At 62.1% G+C, this 22,077-nt stretch carries 21 protein-coding genes and 1 pseudogene; 7 read left to right on the forward strand and 15 right to left on the reverse strand.

Going from position 1 to position 22,077, the window contains the following annotated elements:
• Positions 1-105: 105 nt before the first annotated feature.
• Positions 106-1,047, reverse strand: a complete 942-nt coding sequence (locus tag ACXX83_RS13735; RefSeq protein WP_458548783.1) for a hypothetical protein — start codon at positions 1,045-1,047, stop codon at positions 106-108.
• Between the two features lie 490 nt (positions 1,048-1,537).
• Here ACXX83_RS13735 and ACXX83_RS13740 point away from each other — a divergent pair, with 490 nt between their 5' ends.
• Positions 1,538-2,221 carry a response regulator transcription factor gene (locus ACXX83_RS13740; protein WP_015094499.1) on the forward strand — a complete coding sequence of 228 codons (684 nt, stop codon included), beginning with the start codon at positions 1,538-1,540 and terminating at the stop codon, positions 2,219-2,221.
• Complete coding sequence (locus ACXX83_RS13745) at positions 2,199-3,602, forward strand: sensor histidine kinase (RefSeq protein WP_458548785.1); 1,404 nt, start codon at positions 2,199-2,201, stop codon at positions 3,600-3,602. The genes ACXX83_RS13740 and ACXX83_RS13745 overlap by 23 nt, the downstream gene beginning before the upstream one ends.
• 140 nt (positions 3,603-3,742) lie before the next feature.
• Here the strand turns inward: ACXX83_RS13745 and ACXX83_RS13750 are convergent, their stop codons facing one another.
• From ACXX83_RS13750 to ACXX83_RS13760, 3 genes and pseudogenes are all read right to left on the reverse strand, one after another.
• Entirely contained in the window at positions 3,743-4,153 is a 411-nt protein-coding gene (locus tag ACXX83_RS13750; protein ID WP_217835632.1) for an SRPBCC family protein, read from the reverse strand.
• Between the two features lie 26 nt (positions 4,154-4,179).
• Positions 4,180-4,977: an SDR family NAD(P)-dependent oxidoreductase gene (locus tag ACXX83_RS13755; protein WP_015094496.1), complete on the reverse strand. Its 798-nt coding sequence runs from the start codon at positions 4,975-4,977 to the stop codon at positions 4,180-4,182.
• A 54-nt stretch (positions 4,978-5,031) separates the two neighbouring features.
• Positions 5,032-5,347 (reverse strand): annotated as a pseudogene (locus ACXX83_RS13760) (hypothetical protein); the annotation flags it as partial.
• Positions 5,348-5,479: 132 nt separating this feature from the next.
• Between ACXX83_RS13760 and ACXX83_RS13765 the strand changes: the two are divergent.
• Positions 5,480-6,400: a LysR family transcriptional regulator gene (locus ACXX83_RS13765; RefSeq protein ID WP_015094492.1), complete on the forward strand. Its 921-nt coding sequence runs from the start codon at positions 5,480-5,482 to the stop codon at positions 6,398-6,400.
• Here the strand turns inward: ACXX83_RS13765 and ACXX83_RS13770 are convergent.
• Together ACXX83_RS13770 and ACXX83_RS13775 are read right to left on the reverse strand one after the other, a co-directional pair.
• Positions 6,321-6,917: a DinB family protein gene (locus ACXX83_RS13770; RefSeq protein WP_258681625.1), complete on the reverse strand. Its 597-nt coding sequence runs from the start codon at positions 6,915-6,917 to the stop codon at positions 6,321-6,323. The genes ACXX83_RS13765 and ACXX83_RS13770 overlap by 80 nt on opposite strands.
• A 72-nt stretch (positions 6,918-6,989) precedes the next feature.
• Complete coding sequence (locus tag ACXX83_RS13775; protein WP_458548789.1) at positions 6,990-8,099, reverse strand: NAD(P)/FAD-dependent oxidoreductase; 1,110 nt, start codon at positions 8,097-8,099, stop codon at positions 6,990-6,992.
• A 131-nt stretch (positions 8,100-8,230) separates the two neighbouring features.
• On the opposite strand from ACXX83_RS13775, the gene ACXX83_RS13780 reads away from it, so the two are divergent.
• Positions 8,231-8,551: a DUF2388 domain-containing protein gene (locus tag ACXX83_RS13780; RefSeq protein WP_015094489.1), complete on the forward strand. Its 321-nt coding sequence runs from the start codon at positions 8,231-8,233 to the stop codon at positions 8,549-8,551.
• Here the strand turns inward: ACXX83_RS13780 and ACXX83_RS13785 are convergent.
• Complete coding sequence (locus ACXX83_RS13785) at positions 8,545-9,537, reverse strand: pyridoxal-phosphate dependent enzyme (RefSeq protein ID WP_258681627.1); 993 nt, start codon at positions 9,535-9,537, stop codon at positions 8,545-8,547. The genes ACXX83_RS13780 and ACXX83_RS13785 overlap by 7 nt on opposite strands.
• Before the next feature lie 101 nt (positions 9,538-9,638).
• Positions 9,639-10,430 carry an SDR family NAD(P)-dependent oxidoreductase gene (locus ACXX83_RS13790; protein ID WP_458548790.1) on the reverse strand — a complete coding sequence of 264 codons (792 nt, stop codon included), beginning with the start codon at positions 10,428-10,430 and terminating at the stop codon, positions 9,639-9,641.
• 123 nt (positions 10,431-10,553) lie between these two features.
• Between ACXX83_RS13790 and ACXX83_RS13795 the strand changes: the two genes are divergently transcribed.
• Positions 10,554-11,498: a GlxA family transcriptional regulator gene (locus tag ACXX83_RS13795; protein ID WP_458548792.1), complete on the forward strand. Its 945-nt coding sequence runs from the start codon at positions 10,554-10,556 to the stop codon at positions 11,496-11,498.
• Positions 11,499-11,568: 70 nt separating this feature from the next.
• A complete protein-coding gene (locus ACXX83_RS13800) occupies positions 11,569-12,228 on the forward strand; it encodes a methyltransferase family protein (protein WP_458548794.1) in 660 nt (219 codons plus the stop codon).
• Between the two features lie 120 nt (positions 12,229-12,348).
• Here the strand turns inward: ACXX83_RS13800 and ACXX83_RS13805 are convergent, their stop codons facing one another.
• The 7 genes from ACXX83_RS13805 to ACXX83_RS13835 all read right to left on the reverse strand — a co-directional run bounded on the left by ACXX83_RS13805 (position 12,349) and on the right by ACXX83_RS13835 (position 20,634).
• On the reverse strand, positions 12,349-13,014 hold the full coding sequence (locus ACXX83_RS13805; protein ID WP_458548796.1) for an HAD-IA family hydrolase: 666 nt from the start codon (positions 13,012-13,014) through the stop codon (positions 12,349-12,351).
• A gap of 60 nt (positions 13,015-13,074) precedes the next feature.
• Positions 13,075-13,482, reverse strand: coding sequence for a response regulator (locus ACXX83_RS13810; protein WP_126046293.1), 408 nt, complete (start codon positions 13,480-13,482; stop codon positions 13,075-13,077).
• 114 nt (positions 13,483-13,596) lie between these two features.
• Positions 13,597-15,207, reverse strand: a complete 1,611-nt coding sequence (locus tag ACXX83_RS13815) for a GMC family oxidoreductase (RefSeq protein ID WP_458548798.1) — start codon at positions 15,205-15,207, stop codon at positions 13,597-13,599.
• Between the two features lie 164 nt (positions 15,208-15,371).
• Positions 15,372-16,589, reverse strand: coding sequence for a mandelate racemase/muconate lactonizing enzyme family protein (locus ACXX83_RS13820; RefSeq protein ID WP_102701959.1), 1,218 nt, complete (start codon positions 16,587-16,589; stop codon positions 15,372-15,374).
• Between the two features lies 1 nt (position 16,590).
• A complete protein-coding gene (locus ACXX83_RS13825) occupies positions 16,591-17,913 on the reverse strand; it encodes an MFS transporter (RefSeq protein WP_458548801.1) in 1,323 nt (440 codons plus the stop codon).
• A gap of 192 nt (positions 17,914-18,105) precedes the next feature.
• Positions 18,106-19,530 (reverse strand): aldehyde dehydrogenase, encoded by a 1,425-nt coding sequence (aldA, locus tag ACXX83_RS13830; protein WP_458548803.1) that lies wholly within the window; start codon positions 19,528-19,530, stop codon positions 18,106-18,108.
• Positions 19,531-19,701: 171 nt separating this feature from the next.
• Positions 19,702-20,634, reverse strand: coding sequence for a LysR substrate-binding domain-containing protein (locus ACXX83_RS13835; protein WP_126046298.1), 933 nt, complete (start codon positions 20,632-20,634; stop codon positions 19,702-19,704).
• 184 nt (positions 20,635-20,818) lie between these two features.
• Here ACXX83_RS13835 and ACXX83_RS13840 point away from each other — a divergent pair, with 184 nt between their 5' ends.
• The gene (locus tag ACXX83_RS13840) at positions 20,819-21,997 is read left to right on the forward strand and encodes a hypothetical protein (protein WP_458548805.1); all 1,179 of its coding nucleotides are present in this window, start codon (positions 20,819-20,821) and stop codon (positions 21,995-21,997) included.
• Positions 21,998-22,077 lie beyond the last annotated feature (80 nt).

Here is a 22,077-nt window from a genome sequence, read left to right on the forward strand (position 1 = left end):
AAGGCGGCAGTCGAATCAATGCACAAACAACGCAATCAAGATAATGATCGGGATCGGCACGCCGAGAAAGAACAGCAGTAATGAACGCATGGTAGTTCTCCTGGATTAACGAATCGGTGCAGCGGTGACGTAGGTATCGGTTTCCAGATACACCACCGCATCCCGACGACGACCGCCGAAGGTCGCGGCAAGGCTGGCGAAGAACGCACCGGCCAACAGCGCAACGAACATCCACAGCGTGGTCCACGCCGCCACTTTCGCGGCGGTGTCAGCGGCTTGTTGAGCGGCCAGCTTGGCGTCGGCCACGGCTTTCTGGGTGCGGGCATAGACCTCATCGACACGACGTTCGGCGTCGGCCTGAGTGAGGTTGGTCCGCTGCGCGACCAGTTGCGCCAGGTAAGTCCGGTCTTCGGCGGCCAGCTCACCCCTGCTCAGGGAACGCACAAAGATCCGGGTGACGGTGCCCCGGGCCGCATCATCGCTGATGGCAACCGGGCGATCATCACGGAACAGGCTGTCGACGAAGTAACCATACTCATCGCCTTGGGTATTGCCCGCCGCACTGCCCACGGCTTGCGTCGCGGCACTGGCGGCACCGCCGACCATGTGTGCCCCGGCCTGCACACCGCCGCCGACCAGGCTGCTGACCGACCCGGCGACCAGCGTGGCCGTCACCAGCGTCGCCACGCACCAGGCCAGAAAACCATGGGCCGTGTCGCGAAAGTAGACTTCATCGCCGTGCATGTACGCCCACTTCACCCGCAGTCGCCCGGCGATGTAACCGCCAAGCCCCGAAGCGACAATCTGGGTGAAGGCCAGCCAGACAATGGTCGAGATTCCCAGGCCTTTGGCGCTCACGCCTTCATTGGCCCAAGGCGACACCGCCGAAAAACCCAGGCCGAAGCCGAGCAACACCAGGATCAGCGACAACGCCGCCGCGGCAGCGGCACCCGCGAAAATCGCCCCCCAGGACACGCCGGACAGCGTGGTGGACTCATTCATGGCGGGGTCCATGGCGGGATAGAAACCGTCAGAGGATCTATTCATAGTTGTATCGCTCCAGGCAGAAAGATGGTGTTACAACTCTTCGAGGAAGGAATTGCAGTCACCGTGCCAGCCACGCATTTTGAATAAATCGTTGTGCTTCAATCGTTTAGAAAGTTTGAACTTCCCGGCCCCATGCAAACTGCAAGGATCAGGTTTAGCCAACGGGTTTTATGCATGGGTTATTTGCGTTGCCACTGGCGGTCAGACAACCTTTTTTTTGGGGGGGGCGTTCACTGGTTTTTCGATTCGGACGCGGTCTTTTGTGGGAGCTGGCTTGTCGGGTCGCCGCATCGCAGCGATGGTCGTTAACGATTACGCGTGTGAACTGGATAAACGTGGCGCACTTGAGTCCATCGCCAGCAGGCTGGCTCCTATTCCCCGGGAACGCGTGAAGCGACCCCGCCCAGATGAAAGTTAATTTATTAAGTCGCAGTTTTTTCTTGGCAAAATGCTCGCAACTTCGTATTGAACTGCAAATCAGGCCAGCCTTATGACCCGCATCTTGACCATCGAAGACGACGCCGTGACCGCCCGGGAAATTGTCGCCGAACTGAGTAGCCACGGCCTCGACGTCGACTGGGTCGACAATGGCCGCGAAGGGCTGGAGCGGGCAGTCAGCGGCAACTATGACCTGATCACCCTCGACCGCATGTTGCCCGAGCTCGATGGACTGGCGATCGTCACCACGCTGCGGACCATGGGCGTGGCGACACCGATCCTGATGATCAGCGCACTCTCCGACGTCGATGAGCGCGTGCGCGGCTTGCGCGCCGGCGGCGACGACTACCTGACCAAACCCTTCGCCACCGATGAAATGGCCGCCCGGGTCGAAGTCCTGCTGCGCCGGCAGAACACCGTGACCGCCCAGGCGACCACGTTGCGGGTGGCGGATCTGGAGCTGAACCTGATCAGCCACGAAGCGAGCCGCGACGGTAAACTGCTGACGCTGTTGCCCACCGAGTACAAACTGCTGGAATTCCTGATGCGCAATACCGGGCAAATCCTCTCGCGGATGATGATTTTCGAAGAAGTCTGGGGTTACCACTTCGACCCCGGCACCAACCTGATCGACGTACACATCGGCCGTCTGCGCAAGAAAATCGACCCGCCTGGCAATGTCCCACTGATTCGGACCGTGAGAGGCTCGGGTTATGTCATTGCCGAACCCGTCTAAAGGCTGGCGCTCTTCCAGCAGCCGTTTGCTGGCGCTCTACAGTTCGCTGTTCGTGATCTGGAGCGGGATTCTCATGGGGGTCATGTACTACGAGGTTTCCGCTTATCTGGACAATCTGGCCAAACATTCACTGATGCAACGTCAGCACCTGTTTTCGCGCTTCTCGGGCGAGCAACTGGTGGACGCCCTCGCCGTCAGCATGACCTTCGACATCCGCGGCATCGACGCCTACGGCCTGTTCGATGCCCGGCACCGTTACCTCAGCGGCGCCCTGCGCTACATTCCGGACGGCTTGCCGCTCGATGGCAAGATCCACATGCTGCGCGACTGCGATGCCTACGGCGACAATGATGACCAGACGCTGCCCGCCGACAGTTGCGACGCCGTGGCGACCCGTACCCTCGACGGCCGCTGGCTGGTGCTGGTGCGCGACAACGGTTCGCTGTTCGCCGTGACCCGCATCATTCTTCACGCGCTGTTCTGGGGGGTGACCCTGACCATCCTGCCGGGCATCGTCGGCTGGTATCTGCTGCGGCGCCGGCCGTTGCGCCGCATCCGCGGGATCCAGGCCAGTGCCGAAGCCATAGTCGCGGGCGACCTGAGCCGGCGCCTGCCACTGTCCAGTCGGCGTGACGAACTGGACATGCTCGCCGCCATCGTCAACGCCATGCTCGAACGCATCGAACGCCTGATGCACGAGGTCAAGGGCGTGTGCGACAACATCGCCCATGACCTGCGCACGCCCCTGACCCGTCTGCGCGCGCAGCTTTACCGCATGCAGCAGCAAGCCGGCGAAGGCTCGCCGCAGGCCATGCAACTGGACCTGGTGCTGGCCGAGGCCGATACGCTGATGGCGCGTTTCCGTGGCCTGCTGCGGATTTCCGAACTGGAAGATCGCCGGCGCCGCTCCGGTTTCGTGCAACTGGACCCCGTGGCGTTGCTGCAGGAACTGCATGAGTTCTACCTGCCCCTGGCGGAAGACGACGGCCTGGTTTTCCAGCTGCACCTGCCCGCGTCATTGTCACCCCTCAATGGCGACCGGGCGCTGCTGTTCGAAGCCGTGGCGAACCTGCTCAGCAACTCGATCAAATTCACCCCGCCCGGTGGTGCGGTGATCCTGCGCGGGGTCAATGCTGGCGGGCATACACGGATCGAAGTGCTCGACTCAGGCCCCGGCATTCCCGAGGCGGAGCGTGAAGCGGTATTCCAGCGTTTCTATCGCGCCGAGGCTGGCAATCAAAAGACCGGCTTCGGGCTGGGCCTGTCCATCGTCGCGGCGATTGTGAGCCTGCACGGATTTACGCTGGAGGTGGGCAGCAGCGAACTAGGCGGTGCGCGGCTGGTGCTTGATTGTCGGGAGAGTTTGATACCGCAGGCCTAGTGTTCATCTGAAGATCAAAACAGATCCCCTGTGGGAGCGGGCTTGCTCGCGAATGCGGTTTCTCATTCAACAAATATGTTGGCTGACACTACGCATTCGCGAGCAAGCCCGCTCCCACAGGGGGATTGGTGTTTTGACGGTCAGGCCGGGTAATTGGCCCGCAAGGCCTCAAGTCCACCCTGATAAATCCCGGTAAACAACGCCTCCACTTCCTCATTGCTCACGCCCACCGGTTCAAACCGCCCGGACCAGGTCACCCGCGCGCCATCGCCTTGCGCCTCGACCTTGATCGTCGCCAGATATTCAGTTGCCGGAAAGGGAGCCTGCTCAATCGAGTAGCTGTAGGTTCGGCCCATGTTGTCGAAGGTTTGCAGGCGTTCGATCACCACCGCGCCATCCGCCGTTTGCAGGCTGCGCACGCGCCCACCGTCACTGAGCTCGCTCCTGGGAATGAACGGCAGCCAGTCCGGCAGCGAGTTGAATCCGCCAATCAATTGCCAGACCTGTTCGGCCGAAGCCGGGATGTCGATGAAGGCTGTTGCAGTTGCCATGAAATGCTTTCTCCAATCAATAAGGTTCAGATGGCCAGGCTGTCGACGACACCGCCGTCGACCCGCAAGGCAGCACCGGTGGTGGCCGAGGATAACGGCGAAGCGATGTAGGCCACCAGATTGGCAACCTCCTCGACGTCCGCCACGCGCTGGATGATCGACGTCGGCCGGGCCTTGCGCACGAACGCATCGGCTTCGTCCCGGGCGCTGCGCCCGGATTCGGCCGTGGCGTCCTTGAGCATGTCTTCCAGGCCATCGGTAAAGGTCGGGCCGGGCAGGATCGCGTTGACCGTCACCCCGGTGCCGGCCAGGCGTTTGGCCAGGCCATGGGACACGGCGAGGTTGGCGCTTTTGGTCACGCCATAGTTGATCATGTCCGCCGGGGTCGCCACGCCGGATTCCGAAGACAGGAAGATCACCCGCCCCCAACCCTGCTTGACCATGCCCGGTGTGTAGTGCCGGGACAGGCGCACACCGGAGATCACGTTGACCTCGTAGAAGCGCGTCCACTCACTGTCCGGGGTGTCGTAGAAATCCACCGTGTTGAAGATCCCGAGGTTGTTCACCAGGATGTCTGCCCGTGGCTCGGCGGCGAACAGTTTTTCGGCGCCTTCGGCGGTGCCCAGGTCGGCGGTCACGCCACGCAATTGCGCGGCGGGAACACGCTGACGGATGCTCGCCAGTGCCTGCTCGACCTTGGCCGTATCGCGGCCGATCACCACCACCGTGGCGCCCGCCTCGGCCAGTGCCTGGCTGATGCCCAGGCCAATGCCGGCGGTGCTGCCGCTGACGATTGCCAGTTTTGCGCTCAAATCAATCTTCATGTTCAAGCTCCAATGAGGGGCAAGGGCGCGCGCTCGCAAATCAGCTTCGCCTCACGCAACGCCTGCCAGAAAGCAGCGGGAATCACCGCCGACAACGATTTCGACTTGCTGCGCCAGGGCGGCGCCCATCAAAACGCTGCAAGGCGCGATCATGGTCCGGAAGAGTGTAGCGACCGGCCAGCAGAAAACCGCCCGGCTGCGCTTCGCTCAGATCAAGGGTCAGCTCGCAGGGTTCGACCTTGTTCACCCCCAGGCCCCAGCCCTTGATCACGCCTTCCTCGCGCAAGCGGTGAACCGGGCGCTGGATCGACTTGATCCGCCTGAGTAAAGCACCGAACGTGTGGGAGCGAGCTTGCTCGCAATGAGGGAGCATCAGTAAACGATGATGTGCCTGATGCACCGCAATCGCGAGCAAGCTCGCTCCCACAGGTATTCAGCGAACGCTAGATTCCGCAGGGTTTGCTGCTTTACTGAAAAAACCCACCCCCACCGAGCCATCACCATGAATCGCAACGACCTGCGCCGCGTGGACATGAACCTGCTGGTGATTTTCGAAACCCTGATGTTCGAGAAGAACCTGACCCGGGCCGGGGAAAAGCTGTTCCTCGGTCAACCCGCTGTCAGTGCATCACTGGCCAAGTTGCGCGATCTGTTCGACGACCCGTTGCTGGTGCGCAACGGTCGAACCCTGGAGCCGACCCCGCGGGCGTTGCAGATTCTCAAGGAGTTGCAGCCGGCGATGGACACCATTTCCGGGGCGGTCAGCCGGGCCAAGGATTTCGAGCCCTCCACCAGTCGCGAGGTGTTTCGTATCGGCCTGTCCGACGACGCCGAATTCGGGCTCTTTCCGCCGCTGCTCAAGCAGATTCGCGAAGAGGCGCAGAACGTTGTGGTGGTGGTGCGCCGGGTGAATTTCCTGCTGATGTCGTCGATGCTGGCCAGCGGCGAGATTTCCGTCGGTATCAGCTACACCACGGAATTGCCGGCCAACGCCAAGCGCAAGAAACTGCGCGACCTGAGTGTGAAGATCCTGCGCGGCGATGACCGTCCCGGCCCGCTGACCCTCGACGAGTTCTGCGAACGTCCTCACGCACTGGTGTCGTTTTCCGGGGATCTGAGCGGTGCCATCGACAATGACCTGGCCCGCATCGGCCGTTCGCGGCGGGTGGTGCTGGCGGTGCCACAGTTCGCGGGCTTGCGGGCCTTGCTGGCGGGTACTGACATGCTCGCCACCGTACCGGATTACGCGGCCAGCGCGCTGATCGAAGGCAGCAGCCAGTTACGGGCGGACGATGCGCCCTTTGAGATCAACCTGTCCGAACTGTCGATGGTCTGGAACGGGGTCAGCGATAACGATCCGGCAGAACGCTGGTTGCGTTCGAAAATTGCACAGCACATGGCGGCGCCACCGTCGGGGCATTGATCGACTGCAGGAGCACCGGCTCGGATTCGCGCAGGTACACCGGCATGTCGGTCACCGGTGGCATGGCCGGAATCTCGAAGTACATCTGCACCACCCAGCCGCGGTGGTAGCTGGCGTGGTTGACCACATGCATCAGCATCGCGCCGGCGCTCATGGTGCCGCTTTCGCCCGAGACAAAGGTGAACTCCACAGGCCTGTCCAGGGAGGCATCGGTTTGCCGGGCGCTCCAGTCGCAGTACCAGTGATCGATCTCTTTTTGCGCCTGGCGCAGTTCCGACAGGTCGGCATGCAGCAGATCGTGCGAGGTCTTGAAGCCATGTCCCCGGCCTTCAAGATGCGCCCGCCAGATGCAATCCACCACGTAGACATGATTGAGGGTGCCGATCATGTTGTTGAACACCGACACCCGTTGTTTTTTGACTTCGCCCGGAGGAAGCGCCGCAAGGCTGTCAAACAGACGCTGATTGGCCCAGCGTTTGTAATCGGCCAGCAGGCAGGCAGTGCGTACGGTGATCATCAGAGTTCTCCGATGGCAGTAAGCGCACTCCCTAGCATAGACCCGATGCCCGCAAGGCAGGGCCAACACCGATCATCGGTCGTCGAGGCGTTTCACCACGTGCCCGGCAAGCGCCAGGCAACTGGTCAGCCCCGGTGATTCGATGCCGAACAGATTCACCAGCCCCGGCACGCCATGTTCGGCGCATCCGCTGACGAGAAAATCGGCGGCCGGCTCGGTCGGCCCGCTGATTTTCGGGCGAATGCCGCTGTAGGCCGGTTGCAGGCTGTTGTCCGGCAACCCCGGCCAATAACGGCGGATCGCCTGATAGAAGCCCTCGGCCCGGCGGGGTTCTACGCGGTAATCAATGTGCTCGACCCATTCGACATCCGGCCCGAAGCGCGCCTGGCCGCCCAGGTCGAGTGTCATGTGCACGCCCAGTCCGGCGCTCTCCGGGGCCGGATACACCAGGTGCCGAAAGGGTGCCCGGCCGCTGAGACTGAAATAACTGCCCTTGCACCAATGCGCCTGGGGCACGAACTGTGCTGGCAGGCCGACGATAGTGCGCGCCACTTGGGGAGCGGACAGCCCCGCGCAGTTGATCACTTCGCGGCAGCGCAGGGTCATGGGTTGGCTGCCGCCCATGTGCAACTCGAAGCCCTGGTCGATGCACAGGGCCGACAACAACGGCGTGTGCAAGGCCAGCGTCGCACCGAACCGCTCGGCGTCGCCCTGAAGTGCCAGCATCAGCCCGTGGGAATCGACGATGCCGGTAGAGGGCGACCACAGTGCCGCGACGCAGGACAACGCCGGCTCAAGCTCCCGGGCCTGCGGGCCATCCAGCCATTGCAGGTCATCGACACCATTGACACGCCCCTGCTGCAACAGGCGCTGCAAAGCCGCGTGCTGCAGTTCGTCGGTGGCCACGATCAGCTTGCCCACGCGCCGGTAATCGACACCGTGCTCATCGCAATAGGTGTAGAGACGCTGCTTGCCCTCCACGCACAACCGCGCCTTGAGGCTGCCGCCCGGGTAATAGATGCCGGCGTGAATCACTTCTGAATTACGCGAACTGATGCCCGTGCCAATACCCCCTCCAGCCTCGACCACCAGCACGTCCCGCCCGCTCATGGCCAGCTGCCTGGCCACCGCCAACCCGACGACTCCGGCTCCGATCACCACGGTGTGAATATCCACGCTCAACGACCCTGCCTCCTACACCTGCTCTCACCGGCGACGCCTCAGAGCCCTCCTCACGGAACTCTCGTCGACTGCCACGTATCCTAAACTATGTGGTACATCCCTTATGCTTAATGCTGTCGGAGGACACCGTCATGCGCCGCATATTTATCATCTCTGCACTGGTACTTTGTTTACCCGCAGGCTCGGCTCTGGCCAAAGTGGATGCCGGTGACGTCGCCACTTCCGCCGGGGTTTCCGCATCGCTGTACTCAACGTTCAAAGACCACAAACTCATGATTCCCGCCCGGGATGACGCCTCCAGCTTCATCGCCAGCGGCGGTGCGATTCGTGGTGCTTATCTGGAGTCGGTGCTGAAAAAGATCCGTCAGGACAATCCCGCCCTCAACAACGCAAGCGACGAAGACCTGGCCCGCGCCATCCTCGTCCAGGAAGGTGTTGGCGCCGATCACTGAAGACCGTCATCGCCAGCGGTGGGGCTTGTGACACCGGGATAGCGTTTCCAGCCCTGCCTCGCGTGCGTGCCAGTGGACATGCGTGCCCACCCGGCCACGAGCTGCGCGTTGATACTCACCCCGCCACACACCACGATCACCACGTCATGGGCGTCGGCAATCGCCGGGTGATCCAGGTAGGCGATCGCCAATGAAACGCCGCACGCCGGCTCGACCAGCTGACGCAAATCATTGGCGTAACGCACCACGCCCATGATCGCCTCATCATCACTGAGCACCACGCACTCATAGGGGAAATCGCCGATGTGCCTGACCGGCCAGGCGGCCACTTGCGCGGCGCCCAGGGACGTGGCAACCGTGTCGATTTTCGGCAGTCTGACCGGGTGCCCGGCCGCCACCGCCGCGGCGAATGACGCCGCGCCTTCGGTTTCGCAGGCGACGATGCGGCAATCGGTGTGCCGATGACGAATCAGGCCGGTGAGCAACCCGGCCAGCAAGCCCCCGCCGCCCACCGATGCCACCAGCACATCCACTGGCGGGCAGTCGGCAAGGATTTCATCGACCATGGTGCTGTGCCCTTCCCACAACACCGGGTGGTCGAAGGCCGGCACGAATTCGCTGCGTGGGTCCTGGGCAAGTTCCCGGGCCCATTGATTGGCTTCGTCCCAGACTTTGCCGTGCTCGATCACCTCGGCGCCGGTCTTGCTGATCCGCGCCCGGGTGCTGTGCGGGGTGGTATGCGGCACCACGATGCAGGCCTTGAGCCCCAGGCAGGCCGCGGCCATGGCCGTGGCCAGTCCCGCGTTTCCGCCGGAGGGACAGACCACCTTGCGCTTGCCCTGCTGCGCCGCCCGGCTGCACAGCAATCCGATGCCGCGTATTTTGAACGAGCCGCCAGGTTGCAGGTTTTCCAGTTTCAGCCAGATACGGCGGGTCGGGGTCGAGAGGCCAGGGTGCAGAATCAAAGGCGTGCGGATGTGAAGCATGTCGGTTCCTGTTACACGCCACCGGCTCGCCGAACAGGTCGACGAGCCAGCGGTGAACGGTCCTCTCATGCAAGTTTAGTTCACCCGGTCGGGGTGCCGTCTCAGCGATAACGCGGCGCCGCCACGCAATTGCCAAACAACCCGGACAGCGTCTTGCGCTGGGCTTCGTAACGATCCCACTGGCTGCCATCGTGCAGGCCCGGGATGGTCACTGTCTCACCGGCCGCCAGACCAGCGAGCGCGGCATCGACCATGTCTTCGGCGGACATTACGATCTCCTGCGGCAGATTTTCCACCGGGTTGCCGGCCTCGCTCCAGAAATCGGTGGCAGTCGCCCCCGGCAACACCGCCTGGACGCGTACGCCTTTATCCGCCAGTTCATGCTGCATCGACTGGCTCAGGGCCAGGACAAACGCCTTGGTCCCGCCGTACACGCCGTTGAGGATTTCCGGGGCGATGGCGACGATGGAGGCGATATTGACCAGGGTGCCGGCGCCCCGGGCAACGAAACCGGGTACAGCGGCGTAGGCCAGGCGCATCAACGCCGTCACGTTGAGGCTGACCATCGCTTCCATGTCGTCCACGGGACTGGCCAGCAGCGGCATGACGCCACCGACCCCGGCGTTGTTGACCAGCAAGGTGATGCTGGCGTCGTTGCGCAGGATCTGTTCGACCCGCAGCGAATCCGCCTTGTTCGTCAGGTCGGCGACCACCACCTCCACGGTGCGCCCGGTCTGGTCGCTCAAATGCTTGGCCAGGGCATTGAGTCTGCCCCGGCTGCGGGCCACCAGGATCAGGTCGTAACCCTGGCGGGCCAGGCGGTCGGCATACACCGCGCCGATGCCCGAAGAAGCGCCGGTGATCAGTGCAGTGCCTTTGGATGAGAGAGCCATGGTGCAATTCCTCAAGGGTAAGGCGAGAGATTCGCCGGGTGCCGTCCGTTATAAAGGGACTTACGCCCGTCTCAAATGACGTTTAAAGTACGTTTTTCGGACATACCGTTTGAGGACAGGCCGATGATCAGCGTGGCGTTCGTGGTTTTCGAGGGTTTCCAGTCCATGGCGCTGGCCGCCATGCCGGTGTTCGAATACGCCAATTTCAGCGCCGCACAGACCCTGTATGACGTGCGCGTGCTGTCGGAAAACGGTCACACCCTGCGCGCCTCGGGTGGCTTGAGCGTTTGCACCGAGGCCTTCGACGGGCGCGTGTTCGACACCGTCATCGTGGTCGGCGGCGACTCGATCGTCGAACAGGCGCCCGAGGCCGTGCTGGAGTACCTGAAAGCCAGCATCCACAGCGCGCGCCGCACCGCGTCGATCTGCTCCGGGGCGTTCGTCATGGCCCAGGCCGGCTTGCTCGACGGACGGCGGGCCACCACCCACTGGGCCTACGCCCGGGAACTGCAGGCGCGATTTCCGGCGATCAAGGTCGAGGCTGATCGCATCTACGTGATCGACGGTTCGATCTGGACTTCGGCCGGCATGACCGCGGGTATCGACCTCGCACTGGCCATGGTGGAAAAGGACCACGGCGCCGAGCTGGCCCGGGCCGTGGCGCAGAAACTGGTGATGTACCACCGCCGTGCCGGCGGCCAGTCGCAGCATTCGGCGCTGCTGGAACTGGCGCCGAAATCCGACCGCATCCAGACCGTGCTCGGCTACGCCCGGGAACACCTCGCCCAGCCCCTTTCGGTGGAGCAACTGGCACAAGTGGCCAGCCTCAGCCCCCGGCAATTCAGCCGGGCGTTTCGCGCCGAAACCGGACAATCACCGGCCAAGGCCATCGAGAACCTGCGTCTGGAAGCCGCGCGACAGTTGCTCGAGCGCGGACGCCTGACCCTCGACCAGATCGCCCTGGAAACCGGGCTCACTGACCGCCGACGCATGCGCGAAACCTTCCTGCGGGTCTTCGGACAACCACCCCAGGTGATCCGGCGCAATGCGCGAGCAGAGGTGATTTGATTGCTACCTCGCTGAGGTGGGAACCCTCGGTATCTACACTGAACATAGCGGAGGTCTTTTTGGAGGCGCCATGAAAATCTCGGCCAAACTGGCGTTTTTCGCCGTCGTAAGCACCCTCGCCTACCTAGCCCTGGCGATCTGGGGGCTGGGCGGTTTCGCGGCTTTCTTCAGCCACGGCTCACTGGTCGTCGTTGCCCTGGCCACCCTGATCATGGCCGTCGCATCGCTGTTCACCGAGGCCAACCTGAGTTCGGGAGAACGCGAAGACCGGGGCAATCGCTGGGTCCTCGCGGTCTTCGGCGTGATCGGCGTGCTCAGCGGCTTTGTGCCGGCCTATACCGACCGCATCGACTTCTGGACGTTTGGAGGTGAAGGCGTGCGCTGGCTCGGGGCACTGTTGTTTATCGCGGGCGGCGCGCTGCGGTTGTGGCCGGTGTTTGTGCTGGGCAAGCGCTTCAGCGGGCTGGTGGCGATCCAGCCGGGGCATCGACTGGTCACCGAGGGCATTTACCGGCGCCTGCGCAACCCCAGTTACCTGGGGATGATGATCATCGCCGTGGGCTGGGCGCTGGCGTTTCGCTCAAGTGTCGGCCTGCTGCTGGCGGCGTTGACCCTGATCCCGCTGATCGCCCGGATTCAATCGGAAGAAGCCTTGCTCAGGGCGCAGTTCGGCAGCGAATACGAAGCCTATTGCGCCCGCACCTGGCGGTTGGTGCCGGGACTTTACTGAAGCAACGCAGGACCCTGTGGGAGCGGGCTTGCTCGCGAAGGCATAGTGTCAGTCGCTATCAATGTTGACTGATACGCCGCTTTCGCGAGCAAGCCCGCTCCCACAGGGGAAATGTGTCGTTCACAAAAGCTGCAAACGAATCAGACCGTCGGCATCCACGCTCGCGGCAACCCTGTCATACCCGACCAACGTCCCATGCAACGTCTCGATCGGCTGCTCATGGGTCGCCGTGACAATAACCAAATCCGCCCCCGCCGCTTCAGCCGCCAGAATCCCCACCGTGGCATCTTCAAAAACCAGGCACTGCCCAGGCTCCACACCCAGGCGCCGGGCCGCGAGTCGGTAACCCGCAGGGTCCGGTTTGCCGGCAGTCACATCCTCGGCTGTGATCATCACGGCAGGCTCGGGAATCCCCGCCTCCGCCATCCGCCGCAGCGCCAGTTCCCGTGGGGCGGAGGTGACGATGGCCCACTGCCTGGCCGGCAAGGACCGCAGGAATTTCGCCGCGCCAGCCACTTCGAATACCCCCTCGACGTCGTCGATTTCCGCTTCGGTGATCCACGCGGCTTCGGCCTCGGCATCCACACCGGGCAAGCCCAGGCGCCTGATGGTGTCGATGGCGCGGGCGCCGTGAATGGTCGGCAGGAAGGACTCGACATCGACACCATGGCGCACGGCCCAGGTGGTCCAGACCCGCTCGGCAGCGGCAATGGACGTCAGGACGGTGCCGTCCATGTCGAACAGAAAGGCACGGTAAGTCGAGTTGAATACAGGGTGATCGGACAAGGAAAGGAACCTCGCAGCTGCCGGACGGATTTGCCCGGCAATGTAGCATCTGCGAACGGCTCAGTTGAGTCGTTTGGACTTGAAGGTCTGGCCCACACAATCGAGCAGCCCACCGATCATCCAGGGTTTCTTGATGAACGAGACCGCGTGCCGCACACCTGAGCTTTCAGGGGTTTCGAAACCGGACATGATCATGATCGGCTTGTCCGGCCAACGATCGCCGAACTGGTTGGCCAGGTCCGCGCCATTGAGCGTGCCGGGCATGGTGATGTCTGTCAGCAGCATGTGCACCTGCGGCGCATGCTGCTCCAGATAGATGACTGCCGCGTCCGCACTGATTTGCGGCTCGACGACAAAACCTTCCTCCTGGAGAATCTCGCAGAGAAACTCCAGGATCAACGGGTCGTCCTCAACTACCAGGATCAACCCGTCAGGACGATGTCCGCCCGCCGTCGGTACTCGACTCATGACCGTGCCGCTCCCTGATTGCCTCAATGATTTCGCGGAATTGGATCCGCTGCCTAAAGGTATGAGCAGCGCAGACCGCGGAAATTCATTTTTGATACAGCCAGGTGACCGGCATCACGCGTCCTGCAGGATCAGGTCGGCGCCCTTTTCCGCCACCATCAACACGGCGGCGTGGGTGTTGCCCGACGTCACGTTGGGGAAAATCGACGCATCGACGATGCGCAATCCGTCCAGCCCGTGGACCTTGAGGCGTTTGTCCACCACCGACTTCTGCTCGTCCGGGCCCATGGCGCAGGAACCGCACAAGTGGTAGATCGAGCCGCTGTTTTCGCGGAAGTACTGCAGCATCTGCTCGTCGGTTTCGACCACCGGTCCGGGCAACACCTCTTCGACGGTGATGCCCTTGAGCGCCGGCGCCTGCATGATCTTGCGCATCAGGCGGCTGCCCTGGATCACCTCGTCGATGTCCTTCTGGGTGCTCAGGTAATTGGGGTCGATCAGCGCCGCATCCCGCGGGTTTTTCGAGGCGATTTCGATATGCCCGCGACTGGTCGGCCGGCACGGGTTGAAGCACAACAGGAAGCCTGAGTACGGCTCCGGCTTGAGACTGGCCTTGTTGTTCTTCGGGATCTGGTACGACAGCGGGTTGAAGTACAACTGCAAATTCGGGTTGGTCTGCTGCGCGTCGCCACGGAAGAACCCGCCGGCCTGGTTCACACTCATCGCCAGCGCGCCCTTGCGGGTAAACAGGTACTTCAGGCCCAGTTTGAACTGGCCGAACAGCGAACTGAGCTGGTCGTTCAGCGTCGGGATGTTGGCCTTGTAGTAGTAACTTGCGCACAGGTGGTCCTGCAGATTCTGCCCCACCGCCGGCAGGTGCTTGACCAGCGGGATGTTGTGTCTGGCCAGCAGCGCCTGATCGGCCACGCCGGACAGTTGCAGGATCTTCGGCGTGTCCACGGCACCGGCGCAGAGGATCACTTCCTTGTTGGCGCTGAAAGTGCGCACCACGCCGTGCTGGGTGATGGAGACCCCGGTGGCACGTTGCCGGTCGTCGAACAGTACCCGGTCCACCAGGGCAAAATGCTCGACCGTCAGGTTCGGCCGGCTCAATGCCGGATGCAAATGGGCGAAGCTGCTGGAGCAGCGTTGGCCGTCGCGGGTGTTGACGTCATAGATGCCCGCACCTTCGAATTTCGGACCATTGAAGTCGTCGCTGATAGGGTAGCCCAGTTCGTCGCAGCCCTTGAGGAACACATCACAGATCGGATGGGTCTGGCCCTTCATCGGGGTGATGCTGATCGGGCCGCTGCCGCCGTGGTAATCGCTGTCACCCAGCGGGTGGTTTTCCAGCTTGCGAAAGTACGGCAGCACGTCCTTGAAGCCCCAGCCGTCGTTGCCGTTGGCCGCCCAGTCATCGAAGTCATGGGCCTGTCCACGCACGTAGACCATCGCGTTGATCGAGCCCGAACCACCCTGCACCTTGCCGCGTGGGGCATAGATCTCACGGTTGTTCAGTTGCTTTTGCGGGCGGCTGTAGTACATCCAGTTGAAGGTCGGGTTGTAATACATCTTGGCGAAGCCGACCGGGATCTTGAACCAGAAGGACGAGTCTTTCCCGCCCGCTTCCAGCAGCAGCACCGTGTGTTTCCCGGAAGCCGAGAGGCGATTGGCCAGAACGCAGCCTGCTGCGCCGGCGCCAGCGATGATGTAGTCGTATGTCATGCACGGTTACCGCGTAAGTCGTTGTACAAAAAAAGCCGGAATGGGTAGAGCCCTGTAGGAGCGAGCTTGCTCGCGATGAACCTGAGAACACCGCGGGGTATCAGGCCCCCAGCGTTATCGTTGACGATCATCGCGAGCAAGCTCGCTCCTACAAAAGTCTCCCGTCAGCCCCTGGCCGGCGAAGTGTCTTTGACATCCGCCGGAGTCGGCGCCATTTGCAGGTGCAACCGCTCACCGGTGTACGGCGAATGCTTGCGCACCACGTCCATGTTCAGTTCCACGCCAAGGCCCGGCTCGGTGGACGGGATGATGTAGCCGTCCTCCCACTGCAAGGGTTTGGTCAGGACTTCGGCATGGAAACCACCCCAGGTCATGATGCTTTCCTGGATCAGGAAGTTCGGCGTGCAAGTCGCCAACTGGAAGCTCGCCGCCGCGCCAATCGGCCCGTTGTAGAGGTGCGGGGCGATCTGCGCGTAATACGCCTCGGCCATGCTCGCGATCTTCTTCGCTTCCAGCAGGCCGCCGCAGCGTGCAACGTTCATTTGCAGGATCGACGCGCCGCCGGCCTGCAGCAGCTTGAAGAATTCGTACTTGGTGGTCAGGCGTTCACCGGTGGCGATCGGGATGCTGGTCTTGGCCGCGACTTGCGCCATCGCATCTTCCTGGCCTGGCGGCACTGGCTCTTCGAACCACAGTGGGTCGTACTTCTCCAGACGCTTGGCCAGGCGAATGGCCGAGGACGGCACCATCTGCCCGTGGGTGCCGAACAGCAGGTCGCACTTGTCGCCCACCGCTTCGCGGATCTTGCGGCAGAAGGTTTCGCAGCGCTCCAGCACTTCCAGGGAAATCTGGTGACCGGAGTACGCGGTGTACGGCCCGGCCGGGTCGAACTTCACGGCGGTGAAGCCTTTGTTCATGTTTTCGATGGCGCACTCGGCGGCCAGGTCCGGGTCGTCGTAGTCGTACTCACCCTTGCTGTTGACCGGGTACAGGTAGGTGTAGGAGCGCAGTTTTTCGTGGACCTTGCCACCGAGCAACTCGTAGACCGGTTTGTTCGCCGCCTTGCCGATGATGTCCCAGCAGGCCATCTCCAGACCGCTGACCACACCCATCATGGTCAGGTCCGGGCGCTGGGTGAAGCCGCTCGAATAGGCCTGGCGGAAAAAGCGTTCGATGTGGTGCGGGTCCTGGTTCAGCAGGTAGCGCTCGAACACGTCTTCGATGATCGGCAGCATGGCCTTGGGGCCGAAGGTCGCTGCGTAGATTTCGCCGACGCCTTCGATGCCGCAGTCGGTCTTGATCTTGACGAACAGCCAGTACATCCCGCCGATGTGCGGTGGTGGAACGGCAACGATATGGGTTTCAAGGGCGACGATTTTCATCTCAGGCACCTGTCTTCTTATTCATGGTTTTACGATTGATGCGCGCACGCAGCGTGAGGGCCGCCAGGGTCCCGAGCAGGCCGACGAACGCGATGTAGCCGAAATACAGCTTGTAGCCAAAGGCACCGGGGAAATGCTCGGTGAGGTAGCCGTTGATCAAGGGAATGAAGGCATCCGGCAGGTAACCCACCACCGAGACGATGCCGATGGCCAGGCCGGTGATGCGCAGCGGAATGTTGCAGGTGTCGAGAATCGCCCAGTACAGCCCGCGAATGGCGTAGGTCATCAGGCCGATGAAAATCACCGTGCCGATCAGCAGGCCGAGGCTGTTGAGGGCCGGGAACACGATCAGGCCGATCATCGCCAGGGAAGCGAGGAACAACGCGACGACCAGTACCGAAATATTGGAGAACTTGTCACCCAGCCAGCCGCCGCCGATGCCGCCGATGGGACGCATCCAGAGCTTGATGGTGGTGATGGTGCCGGCCATGACCGCAGTCATACCGCCGCCCTGCAGGTAATCGGAGAAACTGTAGGTGGCCCAGAAGATGTGGTAACCGCAGAACACAATGGCGGTGACCAGCCACAGTTCAGGGATTTTCACCAACGTGGTCAGGTCGCTGAGCAGGTTGAACTTGCCTTTCTCCACCGCCGGCGTGTCTTCCATGGCCTTCGGGTCCTTGATCAGCACCAGCACGCAGCCGATGGCGATACAGGTGAAGGAATACAGGTAGACCACGTGCTTGAAGCCTTCGGCCACCGACTCGCCACGGGTTTCGGTGGCGAAGGCGAACAGCGCCAGGGCGACGGTTGCCAGCAGGGCTTCGACCAGACCGCGACCGCCGTCGAGGATGCCGAAGAACCGACCCTGCTCGGTGTGATGGGCAATCATCTTCACCCGCTTGAGCACCGAGGCCCAGAAGGTCAAACCGGTGGTCAGGCCCCAGCAACCGAAGATGATCATCAAACCGGTCATCGACGGCGCGGTGGAGTACCACAGGCCCAGGGCGCCGGTGGCCACCAGCGAGAAGAAAATCAGGAAGCGTGGTGCAATGCGATCCGCCAGCCAGCCGCTGGGCAAATACGAGAGCAGGAAGATCGTGCCGAGCATCGAGTACAGGTAGCCCAGCTCGCTGTGGCTGATCTGGAACACTTCGAGCATGGTGGTCTGGTAGACCTGGCGCAGGTACAGGATCGGATAGATCGCACCGGCGGCGAGCACCAACAGCATCAGTTGGAAATAACGACTTCCCTTGTCGCTTTGGCTTTTTGAACCCGCGTTCGAACCCTGAACAGCGGCAACAGTGGTTGCAGGCTTTGACATCGAGTAGACCTCTGGCACCCGGTGGTCCGGGCGCTCGAATAATTGTTTTTATATGGCTCAGGTGTACTCAGGCCAATGTGGGAGCGGGCTTGCTCGCGAAAGCGGTCCATCATTCAAACAACATGTCGACTGAAAGGTCGCTTTCGCGAGCAAGCCCGCTCCCACATAAGCGAGAGGGGTGCTCCGGGTAAATCAGTACTTCATGACCACCAGACGGGTCTGGGTGAATTCGAGCATGCCGTGCTTGCCGTCATCACCACCCAGGCCCGAGCGCTTCCAGCCGGCGTGGAAGCCCTGGTACGGGTCGGCCGGGGTGCGATTGACGTACAACTCGCCGGCCTCGATGGCGTTGGCGACTTTCTGCGCGGTACGGTAGTTCTCGGTGTACAGCACCGACGACAGGCCGAACTGGTGGTCGTTGGCCATGGCCAGGGCTTCGTCGATGTCGCGGTACTTGAGCACCGGCAGCACCGGGCCGAAGATTTCTTCCTGGATGATTTCCATGCCCTGGCGACAGCCACTGAGCAGGGTTGGCGGGTAAAAATGGCCTTTGCCCTCAGGCAGTACGCCGCCGGTTTCCAGCACCGCGCCGTCGGCGATGGCGCGCTCGACCATGGCGTGGATGTTCTGTTGCGAGCTGGCGTTGACCAATGGCCCCATCAGGCTGGCGTCGGTGGCGCGGTCGCCGAATTTCACGGCGCTGATTTTCTCTTTCAGCAGGCCGAGGAATTGGTCGTAGACCCTTTCCTGCACATAGACCCGCTCCACCGCCGTGCACAACTGGCCACAGTGGGTGGTCTTGGAGGCGACGATCGCACTGGCGGCGGCTTCGAGGTCGGCGTCGGCCTCGATGATCGCAGGGGTCTTGCCGCCCAGTTCCAGGGACGGCTTGGCGATGTTGGCCTTGCAATAATCGAGCACAATGCGCCCGGCATTGACGCTGCCGGTGAGGGTGATCAGGCCCACGGCTTTGTGGGTGCAAACCGTGGCGGCGGTGGCGTGATCCATGGTCAGGATATTGATCACGCCCGCCGGCATGCCGGATTGCTGTACAGCCTTGGCGATTTCGAAGGCCGAGGTCGGCGTGTTGTTGCTCGGGCGTACGACCACCGTGTTGCCGGCGATCAGCGCCGGAGCGATTTTGCGCAGCAAGGTGTAGACCGGGTAATTGAACGGGATCAGGCAGGCGACCACGCCAATCGGCTCGCGATGCAGAAAGAGGTTTTCGTTCGGTGTGTCGCTGGGAATGATCTCGCCTTCGATGCGGCGCGCCCATTCGGCGTGATAACGGGTGATCTGCGCAGCGTAACGGGCTTCGTTGCTGGCATCGCTCACGCTTTTGCCGGACTCGGCGGCCAGGGCCTCACCAATGTTCTCGGCGCAGGCTTCCAGGGCATCGGCGAAGGCGCGCAAGTAATCGGCGCGTTCAATGCTGGTGAACTTGCCCCATACTTTTTGTGCTGCCTGGGCCACTTCGACCGCCGCCGTGGCTTCATCGGCCGTAGCCGCCGAGACGTGGCCCAGCAGCGCTTCGGTCGCGGGGTTGTAGACCGCGATCAGCGCATCGCTGACCGGTTCAATGAAGTGACCGTTAACAAAATTTCGCTCGAGTCGCATGTGAATCGCCCATCGTTGTTTTTTTCAATACCGCCAGTCTTGTCATGCAGACCGGGTTGAACAAACGATTTATTGAGCGACGAAACATTCGAAAAATGCAGGTTACCCCTGTGAACGGTGTGATCCCCTGTAGGAGCGAGCAAGCTCGCTCCTACGGGGGGGCGTGGTGTTTCAGGAAGCAGCGGTAGAGGGCTCCAACTGCCTTTGCGCCAACCAGACTTCCTCCTGCAGCCACTGGCTGAAGACCTGCAACTGCGGCATCTCGGTCTGCTCCGGCCGGGTCACCAGCCAGTAGGATTGATGCCCGTCGACGTGCACATTCAGCACCTGGGTCAACTGCCCGCTGGCCAGTTCCGAGGCAACCATGTGCCAGTCGGCAATGGTGATCCCCAGGCCATCGGTGGCAGCCTGGATCGCCAGGTCCAGCAGGTCGAATTCATAACCGCCCTGGGTGTCGACACCGCTGATGCGCGCCGCGTCCAGCCAGTGTTTCCAGGTCAGGTAGCGCTGGTCTTCCCGGGCCAGCACATGCAGCAGCGTCAGGCGATTGAGGTCCAGGCCCTGCTCGCCCCACTCCCGCGCATACAGGGACGGCGCGCACACCGCAATATGCCGCTCCTGTATCAGCAGCGAACTGTCCAGCCCGTCCCATTCGCCATCGCCGAAACGGATCGCACAATCCAGTGTGCTGGTCTCCGCCAGGCTGTCCTGCAAGCGCGTGGTGATGCTCAATTCCAACTCCGGATGCTGCTCGCGCAAGCGCCCCAGTCGCGGCATCAACCAGCGGCTGGTGAAGGTCGGCGGCGCGTTGATGTGCAGGCGGTTGGAATGAGTTTTCTGCTGGATGCTGCGCACCGTCAGCTCGATCTTGTCGAACGACTGGTGCAGCGCCCGCAACAGTACCCGGCCGGCGCTGGTCAGTTCGAGGTGATGGTGACGGCGCTCCAGCAGGTTTTCGCCCAGTTGCTCTTCCAGCTGCCGCACCTGGCGACTGACCGCGCTCTGGGTGACGTTGAGCAGTTCGGCGGCACGGGTGAAGCTGCCTGTGCTACCGGCCACTTCGAACGCTTTGAGCGCATTCAGGCCGGGCATTTTGCGTTTCATGAAAGGCTCTCAAGGACCAGTGACAGGGCGCAAGGATCCCATGACGGCGATACATTGTCCTACAGGATTTTTTCAGTAACATGCGTTCGAGGAAGGTTTCAGTGGATTTTTAATCGTTTGTTCATCGCAGCTCAGATCGCAAGACTGGCCGGCATCTCAAATAAAAATAACCGAGAGCTGCCACATGCCCTTCCCTGTTTCCCTGCGCTTGAGTCCTTTGTACCTCGCTCTACTCTGCACCTTTGCGGCCCCTGCCATGGCCGTGCAAGTCACCGACAACCTGGACCTTGGCGGCGCGGTGCGGGCCCGTTGGGACTACGACCCGGATCGCGACATCCAGAAATTCGGCCTGGACACCGTATTCCTCAGCGCCAAGTACAACTCCGACACCTGGATCGGTGAGGCCCAGTACCGTTTCTACGGCCGTTCCTATCCGTACCAGTACACCAGGAACTATGGCGATATCCAGTTCGCCAAGTACGCGTGGGCCGGCTACAGGTTCAACCCCGACCAGCAGGTGCAAGTCGGCCTGAACTCGGTGCCGTTCGGATTGCAGCCGTACTTCGGCAGCACCTTCTACGAAACCCTGGGCAACGTCATCGGCCTGGAAGACGTGCAGCAGGTCGGCGCCAAGTACATCCAGCAAAGCGGCGACTGGAACGTCCAGGCCGGTTACTACCTGCGTCCGGCCTGGCAAGGCAAAGGCACCAGCAATGGCGTCACCTACTCCAGCGTGGTATCGGAAGCCGACAGCTACGTGACCGACGGCAGCGACAACCAGGAACGCCACACCGTGGTGCTGCGCGTGGCCAGGGCGCTGGACCTGGGGCCATGGAAATCCGAGGTCGGCCTGTCCGGCCTGACGTCGAGCATTCAAAACCGCGACACCGACAATGACGGCCGGCGCAATGCCGTCGCGCTGCACTACCTGGGCAAAAACGGCCCCTGGGGCGTGCAGTTGCAGGCAGCGCGCCAGCAGATGTCTCCACGCAACCCCGGTACCGATGAACTGGTGACTTTCGGCGGTTACGACGGCACCTACAACGTCGCCAGCCGCGGCAACCTGTACGTGGCGGACCTCAGCTATGACGTGGCCGGCAAGTACCTGTTCGACCAGATCAGCGGGGTCAAGCTCTACGCCAACTACAGCGCCTTCGACAAATCCGCCGATGACTTCAAGACCTCCGAGCGGGCGATCCTCGGTACCTCGTTCTCGTTCAGCAAATTGTGGATCGCCACGGAATGGATCTTCGGCAAGAACGATCCGTACATTGGTGGCAGCAGCTATACCCAGAGCCTGGGGGCTGGCGGTACAGATCAGTGGGAAAACCAGTTGTACATGAACATCGGGTATTACTTCTGATCCGGAGGTTTTGGCGTCCATGAGGACGCCTTCGCGGGCAAGCCCGCTCCCACAATGTCCGCGTCGTACTAAAAAATCCG

The sequence above is a fragment of the Pseudomonas sp. GNP012 genome, from assembly GCF_054343835.1.